Raw genomic sequence first — 17929 nt, forward strand, 5'->3', positions numbered from 1 at the left:
CCCGGTGCAGCCGCCGTCGACGGACACGATCAGGACGTCCTTCTCCCGGCCCTTGGCCTTGAGCGCGGTGTAGGCGCCCAGGGCAGCCGGTTCGTTGATGGTGTAGACGACGTTGATGCCGGGTGCCTTCTGCAGGCAGTTCTCCATCGCGGTCTGCCCCTTGGCCTGGTCGCCACCGGTGTCCTGGGAACAGACAACGGCCGGGTCCTTCTCGCCGATGCCGAAGCCCTTCAGGAAGCCGTTGTGCCGCTGGACTCCGACGGAGACACCCGGCGCCAGGTCGAGGGTGGCTATCTTCGCCGTCTTGCCCTTCATGGCGGCCTTGGCGTACTCGCCGATCAGTTCGCCGGCCTTGAGGTTGTCGGTGGCGAAGAGCGCGTCGACTGCGTTTTGCGGGTCGGTCGGGGTGTCGAGGGCGATCACCAGGACGCCCTTGGCGCGGGCCTTCTGGATGGCGGGCACGATCGCCTTGGAGTCGCTCGGGGTGATCAGGATGCCCTTCACGCCGGAGGCGACCATGTTCTCGATGGCTGTGACCTGACCGGCGTTGTCCCCGTCGAACTTGCCTGCCGCGGTGGACAACTGGGCGCCGTTCTCCTTGGCGGCCTTCTCCGCACCCTCCTTCATCTTCACGAAGAACGGGTTGGTGTCGGTCTTGGTGATCAGGCCGACCTTAACGCTGCCCGAGCCGGAGCTCGTGGAGCCGGAGCCGGACCCGCAGGCCGTCAGGGTGAGGGCCGCAACGCCGGTGACCGCGGCGGCTCTGAGGAGGGAGGAAGACAGACGAGTGGTGCGAGACACGATCGACTCCAGTGGGATAGCGAGAGGCACGGGGATGGGATCAGAGCAGGCCGCCTGGGTGTCATCGTTGACTTATGTCATCGTTGACACTGCCTGGCGAGGATGATGGACTGCGGATCCCGGCAACGTCAATGCCTTCCGCTCGTCATAATTCGGCAACGTCCGCGCCTGTCGCCTCCGCGCAGTCGGTCGGCCGCCGTGCCGCCGCACGGCCCCCTTCCCGGTCTTGAACCGTTCCGAGAGAGAGCAGCAGCCCATGAGCCCGCGTCAGATCACCGTTCTGGGAGAGTGCGTCGCGGACGCCTTCACCGAGCCGGCAAACACCGCGAACGAACTCGCCCTGCGAGTGCTGCCCGGCGGCGGGCCTGCGAATACGGCCGTGGCCCTGGCCCGGCTGGGCGTGCCTACCCGATTCCTCGCGCGCCTGTCCGGAGACGTGTTCGGCCGCATGTTCCGGGCTCACCTGGAGGCATCCGGCGTGGACCTGTCGGACGCCGTCGCCGCAGCCGAGCCCAGCACGCTGGCCGTGGCTGAACTGGATGCCGCTGGGCAGGCCGCGTTCTCCTTCCACGCGCAGAACACGGCGGACTGGCAGTGGGCCCCCGGGGAACTGGCCGGAGTGGACCTGACCGAAACGGCCTGCGTGCACACCGGCTCACTGGCCCTGGTCAGCGAACCTGGCGCGGCTGCGGTCGAGGAGTTCCTGGCAGCGGCCTCCCCCCGGGTCACCATCAGCATCGATCCCAACGTCCGGCCACTGCTGGTCGATCCCGAGGTCTACCGCGCAAAGCTCGCACACTGGTGCGGCCTTGCCGACATCCTGCGCCTGAGCGAGGACGACCTGGGCATCCTCCTGCCAGGCACCCCGCCCGAGCGGGCATGCGACCTCTGGCACGCTGCGGGAGCGCGGCTCGTCGTGATCACCCTCGGCGCCGACGGCGCCCTGGCCTCACTCGACGGCCGGCGACTGCTGGTGTCCGGGGCGGCCACGCGGGTGGTCGACACGGTGGGCGCCGGAGACTCCTTCACGGCCGGGCTGCTGCACCATCTCGCTGCCCGCGGACTCCTCGGAGGCCGGCTGGACGCTCTCGGTCTCGACGATGTCGCGGAAGCCTGCAGGTTCGGTGCCCAGGTCGCGGCCCTGACCTGCTCGGTCGCCGGCCCCAATCCTCCCTGGCGCAACCAACTGGAACAGCTCGCGACCGCCGGAGGCGCCTGACGGCCGGGGGAGCGGCGCCGGGCAATCCCGCCCGACCCGTTGACGCATCGGCCGGATCGCGCTCATCATCGGGCCACTCGATGTCATCGATGACACAAGTCAACGATGACATTCCTGGGCCGACGGCATGGACGAGGACGCCGACCCGGGCATCACCTTTCAGCCGGTCCCAGCCAGAGCCCCCAGGCTCTGCCAGCGGACGGCCACACCACAGGAGACACCATGAGCTCTGGACGTGTATCCCGGCATGCCCGCACACGGATGATCGCGGCGGTAGCGACCGTCTGCGCACTGTCCGCTGCCCCGCTCGCCCCCCGTGCCGTAGCCGCAGACACCCCGCCCAACACGGAGACCTACCGGCCCCAGTTCCACTTCACGCCCGAGAAGAACTGGATGAACGACCCCAACGGCCTCGTGTACTACCAGGGCGAATACCACCTCTTCTACCAGTACAACCCCAACGGAAACTCCTGGGGCGACATGTCCTGGGGCCACGCGGTGAGCAAGGACCTCGTGCACTGGAAGCAGCTCCCGCTCGCCCTGGCGCACGACGACAAGGAGATGGTGTTCTCCGGCAGCGCGGTCGTCGACTGGGACAACACCACCGGATTCGGCACCAAGAAGAACCCGGCCATGGTTGCGATCTACACCAGCTACTCCAAGTCCACCGGCATCCAGGCCCAGTCGCTCGCCTACAGCACCGACCGCGGCCGCACCTGGACGAAGTACCAGAGCAATCCCGTCCTGGACATCGGCTCCAAGGAATTCCGCGACCCCAAGGTCCAGTGGTACGCGCCCACCAAGAGCTGGCTGATGACGGTGTCGCTGTCCACCGAGCACAAGGTGCGGTTCTACTCGTCCAAGAACCTCAAGGACTGGAGCCTGCTGAGCGACTTCGGACCGTCCGGCGCCACGGGCGGCGTATGGGAGTGCCCCGACCTGTTCCCCCTCGCGGTCGACGGCGACAAGAAGAAGATCAAGTGGGTCCTGGTCGTCAACATCAACCCCGGCGGTATCGCCGGAGGTTCGGCCGCCCAGTACTTCATCGGCGACTTCGACGGCAAGAAATTCACCGCAGATGACAAGGGCACCTACACCCCGCCACCCGGCAACGTGATGCAGGACTTCGAAGGCACAGACTTCGGTTCGTGGACGAGTACGGGCACCGCGTTCGGCCAGGCGCCGACAGCCGGGGCAGTGGAGGGGCAGGGCACGGTCGCCGGGTTCGACGGCAAGGGTCTCGCCAACAGCTTCCACTCGGGTGATGCCACCACCGGCACGCTGACCTCGCCCCCTTTCACTGTCGACAGCAAGTACCTCAACTTCAAGGTCGGCGGCGGCCGGCACCCGCACATGCCGGGAACCGTCATGGAGCAGGGCCCGCCGCCGGCCGGCACGGTCATCGCCGACTTCGAGGGCGGCACGTACGGTGACTGGACGACCATCGGGGACGCCTTCGGCACCACACCGGCCACCGGCACGCTCCCCAACCAGATGGAAGTCTCCGGCTTCCTGGGGAGCGGTCTGGTCGACAGCTTCCTGAACGGCGACTCCACCACCGGCACCCTCACCTCGCCCGAATTCACCATCGACAAGGACTACGTCAACTTCCTCATCGGCGGCGGCAACCACCCTGCCGACTCTGACAACCCCACCGCGGTCGAGCTCCTCGTCGACGGCAAGGTGGTCCGCAGCACCACCGGACAGGACGGCGAGGCACTCAACTGGGCCTCATGGGACGTCCGTGACCTGGCGGGCAAGAAGGCACAGATCAAGATCGTCGACGACAACACCAGCGGCTGGGGCCACCTGAACGTCGACCACATCATGCTCTCCGACACACAGGCCCAGCCCGTCTCCCAGGAGACGTCCGTCAACCTGATCGTCGACGGCAAGGTCGTCCGCAGCGCCACCGGCTCCAACAGCGAGACCCTGGACTGGGCCTCCTTCGACATGCGCCCCTACGCCGGCAAGGAAGCGCAGATCCAGATCGTCGACATGAACACCGCCGGCTGGGGTCACATCCTGGCCGACCAGTTCACCGCCGCCGACACGGCCGCGCAGTCCGTCGTGCAGCGCGCCGACTGGGCCGACTACGGCAAGGACTACTACGCGGCCGTGTCCTGGGAGAACGCGCCGGGCGGCAAGCGCTACATGATCGGCTGGATGAACAACTGGGACTACAGCGGAGCCATCCCCACGTCCCCCTGGCGCGGCGCGCAGAGCATCCCCCGGGAGATGGCCCTGCGCACCATCGACGGCCGCATCCGGCTGACCAGCAAGCCCGTGAACAGCGTGACGTCCCTGCGGCAGAAGCATCCGGCGTCCGCGGCCGACGTCACCGTCAAGAACACCTCCAAGAACCTGATCGGTCCCGCGGCCAAGGGCAAGGCCCTCGACATCGAGGCGACGTTCTCCCTCAAGGACGCCGAACGCTTCGGCCTGAAGGTACGCACCGGCGCAGGCGGCGAGGAGACCGTCATCGGCTACGACGCCGCGGCACAAGAGCTGTACGTCGACCGCACCCACTCCGGCGCCGTCGACTTCAACACCAGCTTCCCCGGCGTCCAGACCGCATCGCTGAAGGCCAAGAACGGCAAGGTGAAACTGCGTATCCTCCTCGACCGGTCGTCCGTCGAGGTCTTCGGCGGCAGAGGCGAGGCCGCGATCACCGACCAGATCTTCCCGGACCCTGCCAGCCAGGGCGTGCAGGTCTTCGCCGAGAACGGCTCGGTGAAGCTGGACAGGGCCGTCGTCTGGCACCTCGACTCCATCCACAACTGATCCCGCCCACGACCGACAAGGACACGACACCGTGAGGAAAACCCTGCTCGCCGAGTTCACCGCCCGCGAGGGAGCCCAGGACGAGATCGCCAGCCTGATCGGCGACTACGCCCTGAAGGTGCGGGAGGAAGAAGGCAACATCGCCTTCGACGTCTACACGAAGGAAGCCGACCCGCGCGCTTTCTGGATCTTTGAGGTGTACCAGGACGAGGACGCCTTCCAGGCGCACCTGAACGCCCCGTACGGCGGCCCTTTCAACGCCGCCCTCAACCCGTTGGTCGAAGAGGATGCCTCCGTGCTGACCTTCCTCGATCCGCTGGCGTAACGGTCCCGGCCCACCTCCCGGACGCGGCGAACACCACTGCACACATCCAGCGACCACGAAACCGTAACGAGCCGCTGACAAGGCTTCGCAGGCGGCTGGTCGTCGTAGGCCCCCGAGTCCGACGGCAAGAGAGGGGCCCAGGTTGGCGACCGCCCCCTCTGCGCCGTGCGATGCGGGATGCGTCCGTGGTTCTGGAGGGGGGCGCCGTCGCGAAGTGACAACGCCCCCGTGGACCAGGCCTACATCCCCTGTAACAACCCGTCCGACAACCGTCCGCACCCGCACCCGTGCCTGCCCGTGAACCCGCAGGTCACCATGTCGGTCCGGCCGTGGTCGGGAGTCCGACATCCCCTCTACGCCTCCGAGTCCACGCCCCACTGCAGGAGAACAGAGAAGTGGGTGGGTGGGACAGGTCCCGGGCGGCAGGCGAGGGGGATCGGGTGGCTCGCCTCGGTTGCCCGTCGGCGGGCCGCCGCGCCAGCCCGCCAGCAGAGTGGCGGGCTCGTCAGGGGACCGCGCACGCACAGGAACCCCGTGAACGGAAACGGCTGTCGGAGGCGTGCGGCATCATCGGCGGATGGCATCGACGCAAGCCCCCCCGACGTACCTGGACCGTCTCCTGGCGGACCTGGACCTGATCGAAGCTGACTTCCTGGCGATCCTCGCTGACTCACAGATTCGGAATGTTGATCCGAACCGTCGGTCCAGCGGCATCGTGCACTTCGGCGCCGCCAAGTGGGGCTGGGTGCCCAGCGGCCCCGAACTCGAGGCGCGAAGGATGGAATTGCTGGGGCGGGTACGGGACTGGGAACCGTTGGTCCGGCTGCTGTTCCCACATCCGACGCCGGAAGTCACCAAGCGCCTCGATGGGAGCCTTGCCCTGCTGCAGCGCTGGCTTGAACGACCCCGAGACAAGACCATCCCAGCAACCATCGACAAGGCCATCGACAAGGTCAAGGCGACCGCGACCACGCTCCGGAGGCTGGGCGAGCTCCTGCCGGATGATGTCTGGGCGGTCCGTGTAGCTGTCGACACGAACGTGCTGCTCGATGATCCAGACGTGGCGATCTACACGCCACTGCTGGGGAAGCGGTACATGGTCCACCTGCTGCCCGTTGTTCTGCGGGAACTGGACGATCACAAGCTCGCCGGCCGCAACCTCGATGTCAGGGAGGCGGCGAAGAAGGCCGACCGCCGCCTGAAGGGTCTACGAACTAACGGAAACGTGCTGCGCGGTGTACGGGTAGCCGGTGATGTGTACGCCGTCTTCGAGCACATCGAGCCCAGGGGCGACGGGCTGCCGAACTGGCTCGACCTGGATGGCCCGGATCTTGGACTCGGGCGCGCGCCTCAGTCCATCCTGGGAGCCAGGATGGACGGCAGGCTTTTCCAACCCACCCTGCTGCCGAGTGGCGGGGGCTCGGTGGGCGGCGTAGCGCCGGGATGCTTGGTCCTGGTGTGGGCCGCCGGATGTTGGCGACCGGGGGTGTCGAAGGAGCGAATCTCGCTGTGGAGCAGAGCAGCGGACTCATAATCCGTCGGCCGTGGGTTCGAGTCCCACCCGCCCCACTCTGCAGGGCTGTGACCTGCGAAAACGTTCCGCGTGAGGTGTTGGAAAGTCAACTCCCGCTCAACGGACTGAATCCGCTGCTCGCGAGTTTGATGCTACGGCAGTCAGCGTCAGCTGACACCCGTCTGACCTGCACGTATGCGCGCTAACAAAGAGTCGACCAGACTGGTTCCGGGCGCCTGCGCTGCGAGAGCGGCAGTAGTTGAGAAGCCGTATCTCAACCGAACGTGATCCCTTGATTCCTGCTGGTCAGGCATGGTTTCGCTCGGGTTGAGGGAGGCATCCGGCGTCTTGTGTCCGCTTCATGGCCGAGGGGTGCGCGGTGGCGTCGATGCTGGGAATGCTGGAGGAGCGAGAGGCGGCTGCCCGCGTGCGGGTGGAGGGCTTGCGGGAGGAAGTCGCGCGGTTGGCTGAGGTGTTGGAGGCCGCGGAGATCGAGCTGGACCGGCGGGTGATCGCGCGGGAAGAGCTGGTCGAGGCCCTGGCAGCCTCGGCTGCCGAGACCACCGCCGTGACCGGGACCGAGGCGGAGGAGGAAGCGGTGCCGTCGCTCGCGCCGGTGCCGGGCTCGGCGGTGCCGCCCTGGCGGGAAGGGCTGCCGGTGACGGTTCTGGCACCGGACTATCAGCGGATTCTGGGCGTGCTGGAACAGCAGCGGTCCACGGGTCACGGACCGCTTCGGGCCAAGGAGATCGCGGTGGAGCTGGGTCTTGGCGCGACGCCGGCGAAGGTCGAGGGGCTGCGGTCGAAAGCCCGGCGCCTGGCGGAGCGCGGTTGGCTCCTCCTGGAGGCGTCGGGGGCATTCAGGGCCGGCCGGTGGCCCGTGGCCGTGCCAGACGCCGGCTCATCCGCGTGACCATCGACCACCGGATCACCGCCTCGCTGGTCGCGGGCAGGGTCTCGTAGTCCCGGGCCAGACGGCGGGAGTTCATCAACCACGCGAACGTGCGCTCCGCCACCCAGCGTCTCGGCAGCACCACGAACCCTGTCATGTCGTCGGTGCGCTTGACGATCTCCAGGGTCAGAGCGAGCTTGTCCCGGCACCAGCCGACGAGGGAGCCGGTGTAGCCGCCGTCGGCCCAGACGAGGGGGATGTCGCGGTGCAGGCGGCGCAGCCGCATCAGCAGACCCGCCGCACCGTCGCGGTCGCCGATGTTCGCGGCGGTGACCGCGACGACCAGGAGCAGGCCGAGGGTGTCGGTCACGATGTGCCGTTTGCGGCCCGGCACCTTCTTCCCGCCGTCGTAGCCGCGTGAGGAGGCCGGCACCGTCGCGGCGGCCCGCACCGACTGCGCGTCGATGATCCCCGCCGTGGGCTCGGCCTCGCGGCCCTCGCGCTCCCGGACCTTCCCGCGCAGCCGGTCGTGGAACTCGGTGATCAGCCCGTGCTCGCGCCAGCGGCGGAAGAAGGCGTAGACCCGGCCCCAGTCGGGGAAGTCCGCGGGCATCGCCCGCCAGGAGATCCCGCCCGCGACCAGGTAGCGGATCGCGTCCAGCAGCTGACGGTGGCAGTAGCCCTCGGGGCGTCCACCCCGCCCATTCAGCCAGGCCGGCATCGGCAGCAACGGCCGCCCACTCCGCGTCCGTCATGTCCGACGGATACCGGCGCACCCGATCGGGATGGTCGGCCGCATTGCCGTACACATGCGCGAGGCAATCACACGATGGAGCAGCCGAGTTGAACTGGACCGGTTCGGACACGTACAACAAGGACACCAGGGCCTCCCGGCACTGCTCGGTCAGATTCGCATCCCCGAGCTACCGAGAGGCCCTGTCTTCATGCGCGTACAACGGGAAGATCACCCAGGTGGGAAGCCTGTTCGAACCGCACGTTCCAAGATCGGTTGAGATACGGCTTCTGAGGCCATACTGAGGCCGCCAGTACCGGGAAAGTGGCCGGGAGGCTGAGCTCTGGCCAGTCGTCCGAGTGCGGCTCAGGGGGATGGTGCGGCAGCAGGCCGGGTATCAGGCCTCGTGAGGACTCTGCCTGGCGATGGCCAGTAGCGGCCGGGAAATGGCCCGAACAAGAAACGGCCCCTCAGGGATCATCCGACGGCTGTCGGGCCGTCGAGATCGAGTGCCGTTGAGGCGACCTGACGGGGAGCCGCGGGGATGGAAGACCGATGACCCTGTTCGGGAGCCGCCGTCCGCCATGGCTGTGACGATGCATGCGCGCTGAGGCTGCGCTGCCGCCCACCTCGCGGGGTTGCCCGTGAGGAACCGGCGGAGAGACAGCTCAACCTGCCTGAGCCGCACTGGAACCAAGGCGCTACGCAGCTACGTTATGTTTCTTGCACAGCATCACTGCGATATTGGATGAAATGCCGGGCCGTCAGCCGATCGACGGGCATGCCGCTGAAGCAGGGGAGATCAGCATGACGCAGGCATGGAAGGGCACAGTCATCCTGCTGACGGCGGTGGGAGTGGTCTCCACGCCGCTGATCTGGCTGCTGGACAGCCCCGATGCGGGACAGCTGGCCGGGGCCTCCGTCCAGGCCGCTGTCGGCATCGCGGCCCTGGTCTGGGCGCTGTTTCAGCACCCGGGAAACCGCACGGATGACACGGCGACCCGGACCGGAGTGGCAGACGCGAACGACGGGGGCACGGCCGTCACGGGCATCAGGCGCCCACAGGGCCGGGGCAGCGGATCAGCGAAGGCGGAAGACACCGGGATCGCCACCGCCACCGGCAACGCCAGCAGTGCCACCAGCGACATCGACTACACCTGAACCGGCCCGGCCAGAGCACAGAAGGAGGAGAGAACGGTCGCGTGGCCCGAGGAGACAAGCGCCGACAAGACCCCGACGGTGCCGTTGGCCCTGAGATCACGGTGACTGCCACCGGGAACGCCGCGGCCGCATCCGGGGGCACGGCGGTGAACGGCTACTGCGGGCCGGCCCCCGGAACCGACGACGCTCCCGACGCCCCGGTACACGTGTCCGACACCGGAGACGCAACCGCCACCAACGGCGGAACCGCCATCAGCGGCTACGTCGGCACCCTGAATGTGGTGCAGCGCGCACCCCAGGAACCGGCCCCCTGGCCGCACCAGGTCGGTGTCATCCCGCTTCGGGCTGTTTACTGAGGCACAGGCAGTCACCTACCTGGCCCGGTCCCTGCGCGCCTGCGGTCGGCACGAACCCGCCGAGCAGCTCGCGGCCTTGGCGCGTGATCTCGGATACCTCCCTCTCGCCCTTGCCCAGGCCTTCGCCTACCTCATCGACGCGGACCTCGACTGCGTTGCGTACCGTGAACTGCTGGCCGATCGGGCGGCCGAGCTCGCAGATGCCGCCCCAGACGTGCTACCTGACGACCACGTTGCCCCTGTCGCCGCCGCTTGGTCGCTGTCCTTCCGACCGTGCCCATACGCTGCGCCCCGCAGATCTTGCCCGGCCCATGCTCCAATTGGCTGCGATGCTCGACCCCAACGGCATTCCCAACAGCGTCCTGACCATCGAACCGGCTGTCGCTTACCTCGCTCAACATCGCACCGTTGGGCAAGAAGACACCGCTGAGCCCCTGGGGCACCTGTCGCCCCGGGAGGCGATGCTCGCCTTCAGAGCACTGCACCGGTTGAGCCTGATTGACCACACTCCTCAGACGCCACATCAGGCCGTCCGCGTCCACCAGCTGATCCAACGCGCCGTACGTGATGATCTCGCACGAGACGAATACAACCAGGCCGCAACAGCAGCCGCTGATGTCCTTGTATCGGTGTGGCCCGACATACCCCGTGATACCCGGCTTGAGCAATCCCTGCGAGCTAATAGCACCGCGCTCAGCCAGGGCGCCGAAGAGGCCTTGTGTCATCGCGACGCGCACCATGTGCTGTTCAGGGGCGCCCCCCCGAGCGCCATCCGTCATGAGCTCAAGAGGCAGTGGCCATCGACGCCCAGTGCACGATGGCCGACTTGCTCCACTGCGACGTCAAGGTCCACGAAGACTCGCCTCCGAGGCCGCTTACTCGCCTTGGGCTGTCGACCACTTGAGCTCGATCTCCAGTTCCATCTTCCCGTCCCCGACCTCCACTTCGATCTCGGTCTGCAATTCGTGGGGAATCTGAAGGCTCAGCTTGCCGGGGCCCAGCTGGAGCTCGGCACGGCCACCATCCTTGAGCGCGACTGCGAGTGCCGCGAGCTGATCAGCAGCCTCAAGCCGTGACAAGGAGCTCTTGTGCTCGAATTCGAGGTCCTTCACGGATATCTCCGATCCGGCAGAAAGGGTCGGTCTCAGTCATTGTGATGCCGTGCATCACAGGAGGCATCCCCACGGTCAAGACGGAAGGTTCTGGCTGTTACTGGAAAGCGCCGATGGGGATGGCCACGGTGGCAGTTGGAAGTGGGTCGGCCGAACGCCAGGACTGTGTCGGTTGTCACGGCGACTGCGTGGCTGTGGGCACGGTCAGGGCGGAGGGGGCGAGTACCCACAACAAGGCGCGGCCGGTCAGGGGTGTCGTGGCGATCAGGGTCAGGTAGATCTCGACGAGCGATCCGTCGCCGGTGAGGACGTCGAGGTCACTGGTCAGGCGGCCCAGGAGGTAGATGACGGCGTCGACGATGAGCCATGAGGCCAGGTTGGCTCCGATCCACCAGGCCCAGCGTCTGGTGACCTTGCGGAGCACCATGGACTGCGACAGGCCGAGCAGGGGGCCGAGGGCCAGGCTCTGGCTGGCGGCCAGCAGGTAGGTCGTCGACACGTCACCGTCGGTGTCCTGGGCGCTGATCACCGCAGGCATGATCACGAGGAGCCAGGCCAGCAGCGCCGGGCCGATGTTGGCGGTGATCCACGCCTTGCGGGGAAGGGGCGCCCGCTGCCGGACGACCAGCCATTGCAGGGCTCCCAGAATGCCCCCGAACAGAATGGCCCCCAGGGTCGCGATCAGGAGCGCCACCAGTACATGGCCACTGACAAGATTTAGGTGGAGGGCATCACTGCTGAGCAGCGCCAGTACGAACCCGACGGTCAGGACAGTGACGAAGGCGATCGTGTTGTAGGCGATCCACTGCCAGTACAGGCGGGCATCCCAACCGCTTTTCGGGGCCGCTTGTCGATCGGAGCCAGAAGCGGTCATCGCCCACTCCTCGGAAGTTCTCGGCCCCGTGCGAGTGCTTTCAGTCTGAGGGATCGCACGCTGCGAGTTTGATGTGCTTCGACCCTAGATCGCATCCGGGTATCACGCATGGGGCAATGGTTCGCTGGCGCAGGGGGCAGCGCAGGCGGGCCGGTGATCATCCGGCCTGTCAGACGCCCCCGGCCGCACTCATTCGGAGGAGGGTGGGCCGCTTCATGCGTCACTGCCCGGCCTCCTCCTGAAGGCACGATGCGCTGACATCCGTTGCGAATGCGCCCTCATTTGACTGGCTGTATGAATGAGGCAACGCATTCATGATCGGAGCGAAGCATGGACGACTACCCCCTTCTCAACCTCTTCTGGACCATGCTGTGGCTCTTTCTGTGGATCATTTGGTTGTTCCTTCTCTTCAAGGTCATCACGGATATTTTCCGTGACCACAGCCTCAGCGGTTGGGCCAAAGCGGGATGGCTCATCTTCGTGCTCGTGCTCCCCTACCTCGGCGTCTTCGTGTATCTCATCGCCCGCGGAAAGAGCATGAGCGAAAGGGACGTGAAGCAAGTCGAGAAGCAAGAGGAGTCCGCCCGGCAATACATCCAGAAGACGGCGGGCACCGGGGGCAGCACTGCGGATGAGCTGAGCAAGCTCTCCGCGCTCAAGGAAAAAGGCGACATCACCCCGGAAGAATTCGAGCGCGCCAAGAGCAAGCTCCTGGCAGCCTAGACAGCTGCCCTCAGGCCGGTGACTTTGTGGTGCGCCTGCCGCACGGTGCCAGGACCACTCTGGAGAGTGGCTGTCCTCTGGCAGGCGCAGGAGCGCGCCACGTCATATGGGGGAGACGAGAAACGTGGACAGGAATCCGGATGGCCGCCGGGCGGCTGTACTCACCGCGGTGAGTTCCCTTCTGATGGCGGCGGTCCTCCTGGCTGCCTACTACCTGTTGCCACTGGACTCGGCTTTCACCGCGGCCACCGTCATGGCCCTCATCGGCGGTGGCCTGGTGGTGGTGCTGCTCCTCGCCTGGCATGTGCGCGCGATCCTGCGGTCCCGGCGGCCGGGGCTTCGGGCCTTGGCCGCAATGGCCACTGCAGTTCCGCTCTTTCTGCTGCTGTTCGCTGCGGCTTATTATCTGCTGGAGCGCAGCGCGCCGGACAGCTTCAGCGAGTCGCTGTCACGCACCGACGCCCTGTATTTCACGATGACCGTCTTCAGCACGGTCGGCTTCGGCGACATCAGCCCACGCAGCGAACCTGCCCGGCTGCTGACCACGGGACAGATCACAGCCAATCTCCTGCTGCTCGGCGTGGCCGTCCGGTTCCTGGCGGGCGCGGTCCAGGAGGGCCGGCGACTGCAGGACCGCTGAGCAACGGGCAGCGAGAACGGCGGCCTGCCCACCCACGTGGCGGCCCCTGTGCGTTGGTGGAATTCCCGGCCCCTTCCCCTGGGTCAGGAGGCCGGCAGTTCCTCCGCGGGCAGTCGGCCTGCGCGTACGGCGTCGACGAGTGCCTGATGGTCCCGCTCGTTCTGGTCGGCGTAGGCCTCCGCGAACGTCGCCAATGCGCGGTCGAACGCTTCACCACTGCCCAGGTACGCGGCGATCGCGATGCGGTCGCCGGAGCGCGCGTGCGCACGGGCCAGGGTGACGCCGCACAGTTCGCCGAACGCCTGCATGTCCTTCGGCTGCATCCGCTCCGGCATGGCGATGCCCTTCCAGTCGCGCAGCTGGCGGATGTAGAAGTCGCGTTGCTTGCCGTCGATCCCGTCCACCCGCTCCCAGCCGAGGAAGATGTCGCTCGTTGCCTGCATCAGCCGCTGGCCGGCGACGACCCGTTCGCCCTGGTTGCGGTACTGGCTCGCGCCGACGTGTTCGGCGAGCACGGAGGTGTCGGCCTCCTTGGCCTGGATGAAGAGCGGGTCTTGGTCGTCCCGGCCGAGGAGGAGGATGATCCAGCATCGGGTGCCGACGCTGCCGACGCCGACCACCTTGCGGGCGACATCCGCCAGTCGGTAGTCCTTCAGGAGCGCGCGTCGGTCGGAGGCGAGAGTGCTGCCGTATCGCTCGATCAGGCCGCGGAACTTGCGCTCGAGCGCGCTGCGTTCAAGGTCCGGCAGCAGCTCGCCGATGGGGACGAGCAGCGGGGGATCCGGCGCGATCCTGGGCCGGCCGTCGATCGTCTTGGTGAGTTTGTCGAAGGCCTGCAGGCTGTCGCGGGTGCGGGCCTTCTCCATCGCGCGGGCCAGGTTCTTCTGACCGCGCTTGTGAAGCCGTCCCGGGGCCAGGGCCTCAAGAAGGTCCTGGTCGATCTTCGCGTACCAGACGTCGAGGTTGCCCATACCGGCGAAACGGATCATCGTCTCGCGGTACGAGCGGACCGTGGAACTTACGATGCGGGCGCGCTCGGCGTCGTCGAAGCCGTTCGCCCGGCCCGCGATGACGAAGCTCGCCGACAGTCGCTTGACGTCCCACTCCCAGGGACCCGGCAATGTCTCGTCGAAGTCGTTGATGTCGAACATCAACCGCCGTTCCGGCGAGGCGAGCAGACGGAAGTTCAGCATGTGCGCGTCCCCGCACAGCTGGGCCGTGAGCCCCGAGACCGGGCTGCCGGCCAGGTCGGACGCCATGATCGCGGCGGCGCCCCGGTAGAACCGGAACGGGGCCTCCATCATTCGGCCGTAGCGGATCGGGACGAGTTCGGGAACCCGCGCCGCGGACTGCGCTTCCAGGATCGCCAACGGGTCCGGCCGGTCAGGAGAAGGCCTGTACTCGGCGTGACCCGACCGGGGTGAGCGACGCCGGGCCTCCTTGCCGAGGGCCACGCGTTCCTCGGGCGTGGTGTGGGGTGCTGCACGCATCGCTGTGGTCGCCTTGCGGGGCATCGAAGATCCTCCTGCCTGGTCCTGCGGCCGTTGGAACGCCCAGCACAGGAGACTTCGGGCAGAAGGGCATCCTCGTCGTCCTCTGCCCGATGTCGGCCGCGCGGATCATCGATGCCGGGTGGGGTGTGCTCTCAGCCCTGAGCCTCGATCTCGGCATCGGCGACGGCGATCGCGACGCCCAGTGCAGCGGCGATGTTGCCTGCTGCCGTCATGACGCGGGCGGTGCCCACGATGGGCGCGATGGCGACCAGAACGTCCTGCAACTGGTCGGCGGTCAGGCCGGCGTTGAGGGCGGGGTCGATGTGGGCGACATAGGAGATCGGCGGAGCATCCGAGGCAGCGAGTGCCGCGATACGCGTGAGGATGAGCATGTCCGGGGCCAGCCCGCACCGATCGAGCGAGTCGACCGTCATGGCGGCGAGGGTGTCCAGGACAGGGGTGTCGGATGCAGTGGACATGTCGAATGCCCTTCGTGTGAGGTGTGGCAGTCGATCCCGAGTGGACGAGCGCGGCGGAAGGCTCCGATTTCCGCGAGCTCGGAGATTTGCTTCAACGGTAGATCTCATCCGGGTGTCACGCATGGGGGCCCGGGCGGGATCTGCAGGAAGGGCCCATCCCCCTCGACTCGGGGTGGCCAACGGCCTCCGTCAGCCCAGATGGCGGGCTCCATGGAACATCCGCATCCAGGACGCGCGGCGGCATGCGCGTCCCTCGTAGGTGACGACCCCCGACGCGGTGGAGACACGGATCGGCGTGCTGCGGTTCGCTGACGGGATTCCGGATGAGGACACGCGGCCCGATCGAACGGCCGATCGATTCGAGTCCGTTTGCCGCAGTCGATGAGGCCGATGAGACTGGGTGGCGGTGCGGCTGCCACCTAGAAGGCAACCGCACATCGCTTCTCGGCCCAGCGCGGCTCCGGGCCCGGCCAGTCCGCCGCACAAGGCCCCCCGGCATTGTCGGCGCGAGCTCAAAGCCGTCAGGACAAACCCGTGATCGACCTCTCAGCGGGAAGGAAGAGAAATGGCCGCCCGTAAATCTTCGTGTAATTGTGGAAATCTTAGGGTTACGTACGAAGGGCCAGATCCGGAGCGCGTTTCCCTGTGTCAGTGCTACGAGTGCCAGAAGCGAACGGGCAGCGTGTTCAGTGTGCAAGCACGGCTTCCGATTGAGCACGTGACGATCGAAGGCCCATCGAAGACGTGGACATTCCCCAGCGACAGCGAGAAGCCGGTCGCGTTTCGCTCCTGCGACAGCGGAGGGGCCACGTATCACTTCTGCCCTGAGTGCGGCTCGACCGTGTACTGGGAAATCCCCTTCGCGCCGGACTTCTACGGGGTTGCAATCGGCGGCTTCATCGACCCAACGTTTCCGCCGCCGATGATTTCCGGCTTCGAAGCCTACGGGGCCGCGTGGGCTATGAACGCCTCGGGCCTTCCGATGGAACATCATGACTACGATGGAACGTCCAAAGGCGGGTCTCGAGCTTAGCGTCATCACGTGTACGGAGGACTTCGTTAGCAGACTTCCAAACGAGACCAGAGGCCCATTCCTGCGCGCCCACCAGGCGCCCAGGAACGCGGGTGAATTCCCCTGTACTCAGCCCACGGGGCCACCGACAAAGGACTGTGACCGGTTCAGCGCAGGCGTCGTGAGCCCTCGTGTTGTCTGGCGAAGCCTTCCTGCGTGTCCTGGGCTTCGCGTAGGTCGGGGGTGGCTGCCTTTGCGGCGTCGTACCAGTTCCCGTAGACGTTGGCGAAGTACGGGGCCGACATGCCGTGCAGCAGGATGCTGAGGCCGATGGTGACCGCGATGACCCGCCCCAGCAGCTCGATCCCGGGCACGCGGTCCTCCACGAGGAGAAGCCCGAAGACCACGGAGGCCAAGCCGCGGGGTCCGAACCAGCCGACGTAGGCGAGGGTGGGCAGCCGCATGCCGGTGCCGGTCAGCGCGAGGGCCACGGGAAGCATTCTGACGACTGTCAGGCTGAGCACCGCGTAGGTGATGATCCGCCAGTTCAGGTGTTCCAGCGCCGGGCCGAGCAGGACCGCGCCGAAGACCAGGAAGCTCAGGGTCCCCAGCAGCCCGCCCACGTACTCGGCCAGGTCGGCGGGCCGCTCCTTGGCCGGCTCGGCAACGGCTGGCTCACCCTTGCGCAGTGCGACGCCGAAGGCGAACCCGCCCATCCAGGTGGCGATGAAGCCGCTTCCGTCCCAGGCCGTCGCCACGCTGTACGCGCAGAAGGCCACCGCCAGGACCACCACTTGCTGCCACTCGCCCGTCACCCAGCCCCGGGCTCGTGCGAGGGTCAGCAGCCATCCTCCGACCGAGCCGAAAGCCAGGCCCACGGCGGTACTGACCACCAGCGCCCGCCAGAACACCCCGCCCACGCCATCTTCGGAGGCGATGGTGCCGGGGATCGCGGCGAGGAACATCAGGAAGAACGGCAGCGCCAGGCCGTCGTTCAGACCGCTTTCGACGTTGAGCCCGTTGCGCACGAGAGGCGGGACACGCGGGCTGGAGCAGGCGGTCTTGCCGAGCGCCGCATCGGTGGGGGCGAGAACCGCGCCCAGCAACGCGAACTCCCAGAGGGTCAGGCCCGGAAGCAACGGCCACGCCAGCAGCCATCCCGCTCCGATGCTCAACGGCAGGCCGATGGCCAGCAGACGCAGGGGCAGGAAGCCGCCCGTGCGCAGGTCTCGTCGGCGTACCGTCATCGAGTCGGTGAAGAGCAGGAGGGCCAGGGCGGCCTCGATCAACGTCAGCACCGGGCCCGCGTCGTGGCCCAGGTCGAGAACGTCCAGCCCGATCGGGCCGATGAGCACGCCGAAACCGGTGAAGACCATCGGAGCCGACAGTGGCGTCGTGGCCAGGCGCCGTGAGAACAGCGCATAGCCGGCGGTGACGGCCGCAACCGCAGCTCCGGTCCAGGTACTGCCACCACTCATGACGTCCCACTCTTCCTGTCGCAACGCACAAAAGACCTGTGCAGGACATCAGGGCCCTGAGTCAGCCCGGGCTCCTCCGGGCCGCGGACGTCGCTCCCTGCCGGTCACCACGACAGGCGATCAGAGATCAGTGTGGCGTGAGGCCGGATCCCGCGTACCGCTCCGACACGCGTACGCAACCGGATGGGCCACCTCAGGCAGCCGCTTCGCCACGACCTCAAAGCCGGCGGCAGAATCCCTTCTCAGCGATTTCGCTGGGTCGATCGCCCCGTCGAACCGCAGATCACACGCATCGCGCCACGCGTCGTGGATGCGGATGCGGATGTTCCACGGA

The 17929-nt window shown here is 67.1% G+C and carries 17 protein-coding genes and 2 pseudogenes; 11 read left to right on the forward strand and 8 right to left on the reverse strand.

The annotated features are described in order from the left end of the window. The coding region (locus tag N4G66_RS43580) for a substrate-binding domain-containing protein (protein ID WP_261709876.1) at positions 1 to 801 on the reverse strand (801 nt) is incomplete at its 3' end. A 256-nt stretch (positions 802 to 1057) separates the two neighbouring features. Here N4G66_RS43580 and N4G66_RS43585 point away from each other — a divergent pair. From N4G66_RS43585 to N4G66_RS43605, 5 genes are all read left to right on the forward strand, one after another. Continuing rightward, a complete protein-coding gene (locus N4G66_RS43585) occupies positions 1058 to 2020 on the forward strand; it encodes a carbohydrate kinase family protein (RefSeq protein WP_261709877.1) in 963 nt (320 codons plus the stop codon). Positions 2021 to 2242: 222 nt separating this feature from the next. Further along, a complete protein-coding gene (locus tag N4G66_RS43590) occupies positions 2243 to 4804 on the forward strand; it encodes a GH32 C-terminal domain-containing protein (RefSeq protein WP_261709878.1) in 2562 nt (853 codons plus the stop codon). A gap of 31 nt (positions 4805 to 4835) precedes the next feature. Continuing rightward, entirely contained in the window at positions 4836 to 5129 is a 294-nt protein-coding gene (locus N4G66_RS43595) for a putative quinol monooxygenase (protein WP_261709879.1), read from the forward strand. A gap of 577 nt (positions 5130 to 5706) precedes the next feature. Continuing rightward, positions 5707 to 6663, forward strand: a complete 957-nt coding sequence (locus N4G66_RS43600) for a PIN domain-containing protein (protein ID WP_261709880.1) — start codon at positions 5707 to 5709, stop codon at positions 6661 to 6663. A gap of 367 nt (positions 6664 to 7030) precedes the next feature. Beyond that, positions 7031 to 7555: a hypothetical protein gene (locus N4G66_RS43605; RefSeq protein ID WP_261709892.1), complete on the forward strand. Its 525-nt coding sequence runs from the start codon at positions 7031 to 7033 to the stop codon at positions 7553 to 7555. Here N4G66_RS43605 and N4G66_RS43610 read toward each other — a convergent pair. Then, positions 7503 to 8289: pseudogene (locus N4G66_RS43610) on the reverse strand (IS5 family transposase). The gene N4G66_RS43605 and the pseudogene N4G66_RS43610 sit on opposite strands and share 53 nt — an antisense overlap. 785 nt (positions 8290 to 9074) lie before the next feature. On the opposite strand from N4G66_RS43610, the gene N4G66_RS43615 reads away from it, so the two are divergent. The 3 genes and pseudogenes from N4G66_RS43615 to N4G66_RS46325 all read left to right on the forward strand — a co-directional run. After that, complete coding sequence (locus N4G66_RS43615; RefSeq protein ID WP_261709881.1) at positions 9075 to 9428, forward strand: hypothetical protein; 354 nt, start codon at positions 9075 to 9077, stop codon at positions 9426 to 9428. A 101-nt stretch (positions 9429 to 9529) separates the two neighbouring features. Then, positions 9530 to 9784: a hypothetical protein gene (locus tag N4G66_RS43620; protein ID WP_261709882.1), complete on the forward strand. Its 255-nt coding sequence runs from the start codon at positions 9530 to 9532 to the stop codon at positions 9782 to 9784. 329 nt (positions 9785 to 10113) lie between these two features. Then, positions 10114 to 10311, forward strand: a pseudogene (locus N4G66_RS46325) (hypothetical protein); the annotation flags it as partial. A 348-nt stretch (positions 10312 to 10659) separates the two neighbouring features. Here N4G66_RS46325 and N4G66_RS43625 read toward each other — a convergent pair. Both N4G66_RS43625 and N4G66_RS43630 read right to left on the reverse strand, forming a co-directional pair. Beyond that, the gene (locus tag N4G66_RS43625; RefSeq protein ID WP_261709883.1) at positions 10660 to 10896 is read right to left on the reverse strand and encodes an amphi-Trp domain-containing protein; all 237 of its coding nucleotides are present in this window, start codon (positions 10894 to 10896) and stop codon (positions 10660 to 10662) included. Between the two features lie 175 nt (positions 10897 to 11071). Continuing rightward, positions 11072 to 11770, reverse strand: a complete 699-nt coding sequence (locus N4G66_RS43630; protein WP_261709884.1) for a hypothetical protein — start codon at positions 11768 to 11770, stop codon at positions 11072 to 11074. Between the two features lie 330 nt (positions 11771 to 12100). Here N4G66_RS43630 and N4G66_RS43635 point away from each other — a divergent pair, with 330 nt between their 5' ends. After that, positions 12101 to 12493, forward strand: a complete 393-nt coding sequence (locus N4G66_RS43635; RefSeq protein ID WP_261709885.1) for an SHOCT domain-containing protein — start codon at positions 12101 to 12103, stop codon at positions 12491 to 12493. A 169-nt stretch (positions 12494 to 12662) separates the two neighbouring features. After that, positions 12663 to 13133 (forward strand): potassium channel family protein, encoded by a 471-nt coding sequence (locus N4G66_RS43640; RefSeq protein WP_261709886.1) that lies wholly within the window; start codon positions 12663 to 12665, stop codon positions 13131 to 13133. Positions 13134 to 13216: 83 nt separating this feature from the next. Here N4G66_RS43640 and N4G66_RS43645 read toward each other — a convergent pair whose 3' ends face one another. Both N4G66_RS43645 and N4G66_RS43650 read right to left on the reverse strand, forming a co-directional pair. Then, entirely contained in the window at positions 13217 to 14647 is a 1431-nt protein-coding gene (locus N4G66_RS43645) for a DUF2252 domain-containing protein (RefSeq protein WP_261709887.1), read from the reverse strand. Positions 14648 to 14778: 131 nt separating this feature from the next. Continuing rightward, positions 14779 to 15105: a carboxymuconolactone decarboxylase family protein gene (locus tag N4G66_RS43650; RefSeq protein ID WP_261709888.1), complete on the reverse strand. Its 327-nt coding sequence runs from the start codon at positions 15103 to 15105 to the stop codon at positions 14779 to 14781. A 565-nt stretch (positions 15106 to 15670) separates the two neighbouring features. On the opposite strand from N4G66_RS43650, the gene N4G66_RS43655 reads away from it, so the two are divergent. Next, entirely contained in the window at positions 15671 to 16138 is a 468-nt protein-coding gene (locus N4G66_RS43655) for a GFA family protein (RefSeq protein WP_261709889.1), read from the forward strand. Between the two features lie 146 nt (positions 16139 to 16284). On the opposite strand, the gene N4G66_RS43660 is transcribed toward N4G66_RS43655, so the two are convergent. Further along, positions 16285 to 17595 carry a cation:proton antiporter gene (locus tag N4G66_RS43660; RefSeq protein ID WP_261709890.1) on the reverse strand — a complete coding sequence of 437 codons (1311 nt, stop codon included), beginning with the start codon at positions 17593 to 17595 and terminating at the stop codon, positions 16285 to 16287. 120 nt (positions 17596 to 17715) lie between these two features. Continuing rightward, a partial coding sequence (locus N4G66_RS43665; RefSeq protein WP_261709891.1) for a hypothetical protein occupies positions 17716 to 17929 on the reverse strand: 214 nt, incomplete at its 5' end.

Source organism: Streptomyces rhizosphaerihabitans (assembly GCF_025399795.1).
Lineage (GTDB): Bacteria > Actinomycetota > Actinomycetes > Streptomycetales > Streptomycetaceae > Streptomyces > Streptomyces rhizosphaerihabitans.

Bases quoted from the DNA above. Each gene is read 5' to 3' on its own strand.
- N4G66_RS43585 (WP_261709877.1), top strand. From the start codon at position 1,058: ATGAGCCCGCGTCAGATCACCGTTCTGGGAGAGTGCGTCGCGGACGCC.
- N4G66_RS43590 (WP_261709878.1), top strand. From the start codon at position 2,243: ATGAGCTCTGGACGTGTATCCCGGCATGCCCGCACACGGATGATCGCG.
- N4G66_RS43600 (WP_261709880.1), top strand. From the start codon at position 5,707: ATGGCATCGACGCAAGCCCCCCCGACGTACCTGGACCGTCTCCTGGCG.
- N4G66_RS43605 (WP_261709892.1), top strand. From the start codon at position 7,031: ATGCTGGGAATGCTGGAGGAGCGAGAGGCGGCTGCCCGCGTGCGGGTG.
- N4G66_RS43615 (WP_261709881.1), top strand. From the start codon at position 9,075: ATGACGCAGGCATGGAAGGGCACAGTCATCCTGCTGACGGCGGTGGGA.
- N4G66_RS43630 (WP_261709884.1), bottom strand. From the start codon at position 11,770: ATGACCGCTTCTGGCTCCGATCGACAAGCGGCCCCGAAAAGCGGTTGG.
- N4G66_RS43635 (WP_261709885.1), top strand. From the start codon at position 12,101: ATGGACGACTACCCCCTTCTCAACCTCTTCTGGACCATGCTGTGGCTC.
- N4G66_RS43645 (WP_261709887.1), bottom strand. From the start codon at position 14,647: ATGCCCCGCAAGGCGACCACAGCGATGCGTGCAGCACCCCACACCACG.
- N4G66_RS43650 (WP_261709888.1), bottom strand. From the start codon at position 15,105: ATGTCCACTGCATCCGACACCCCTGTCCTGGACACCCTCGCCGCCATG.
- N4G66_RS43655 (WP_261709889.1), top strand. From the start codon at position 15,671: ATGGCCGCCCGTAAATCTTCGTGTAATTGTGGAAATCTTAGGGTTACG.
- N4G66_RS43660 (WP_261709890.1), bottom strand. From the start codon at position 17,595: ATGAGTGGTGGCAGTACCTGGACCGGAGCTGCGGTTGCGGCCGTCACC.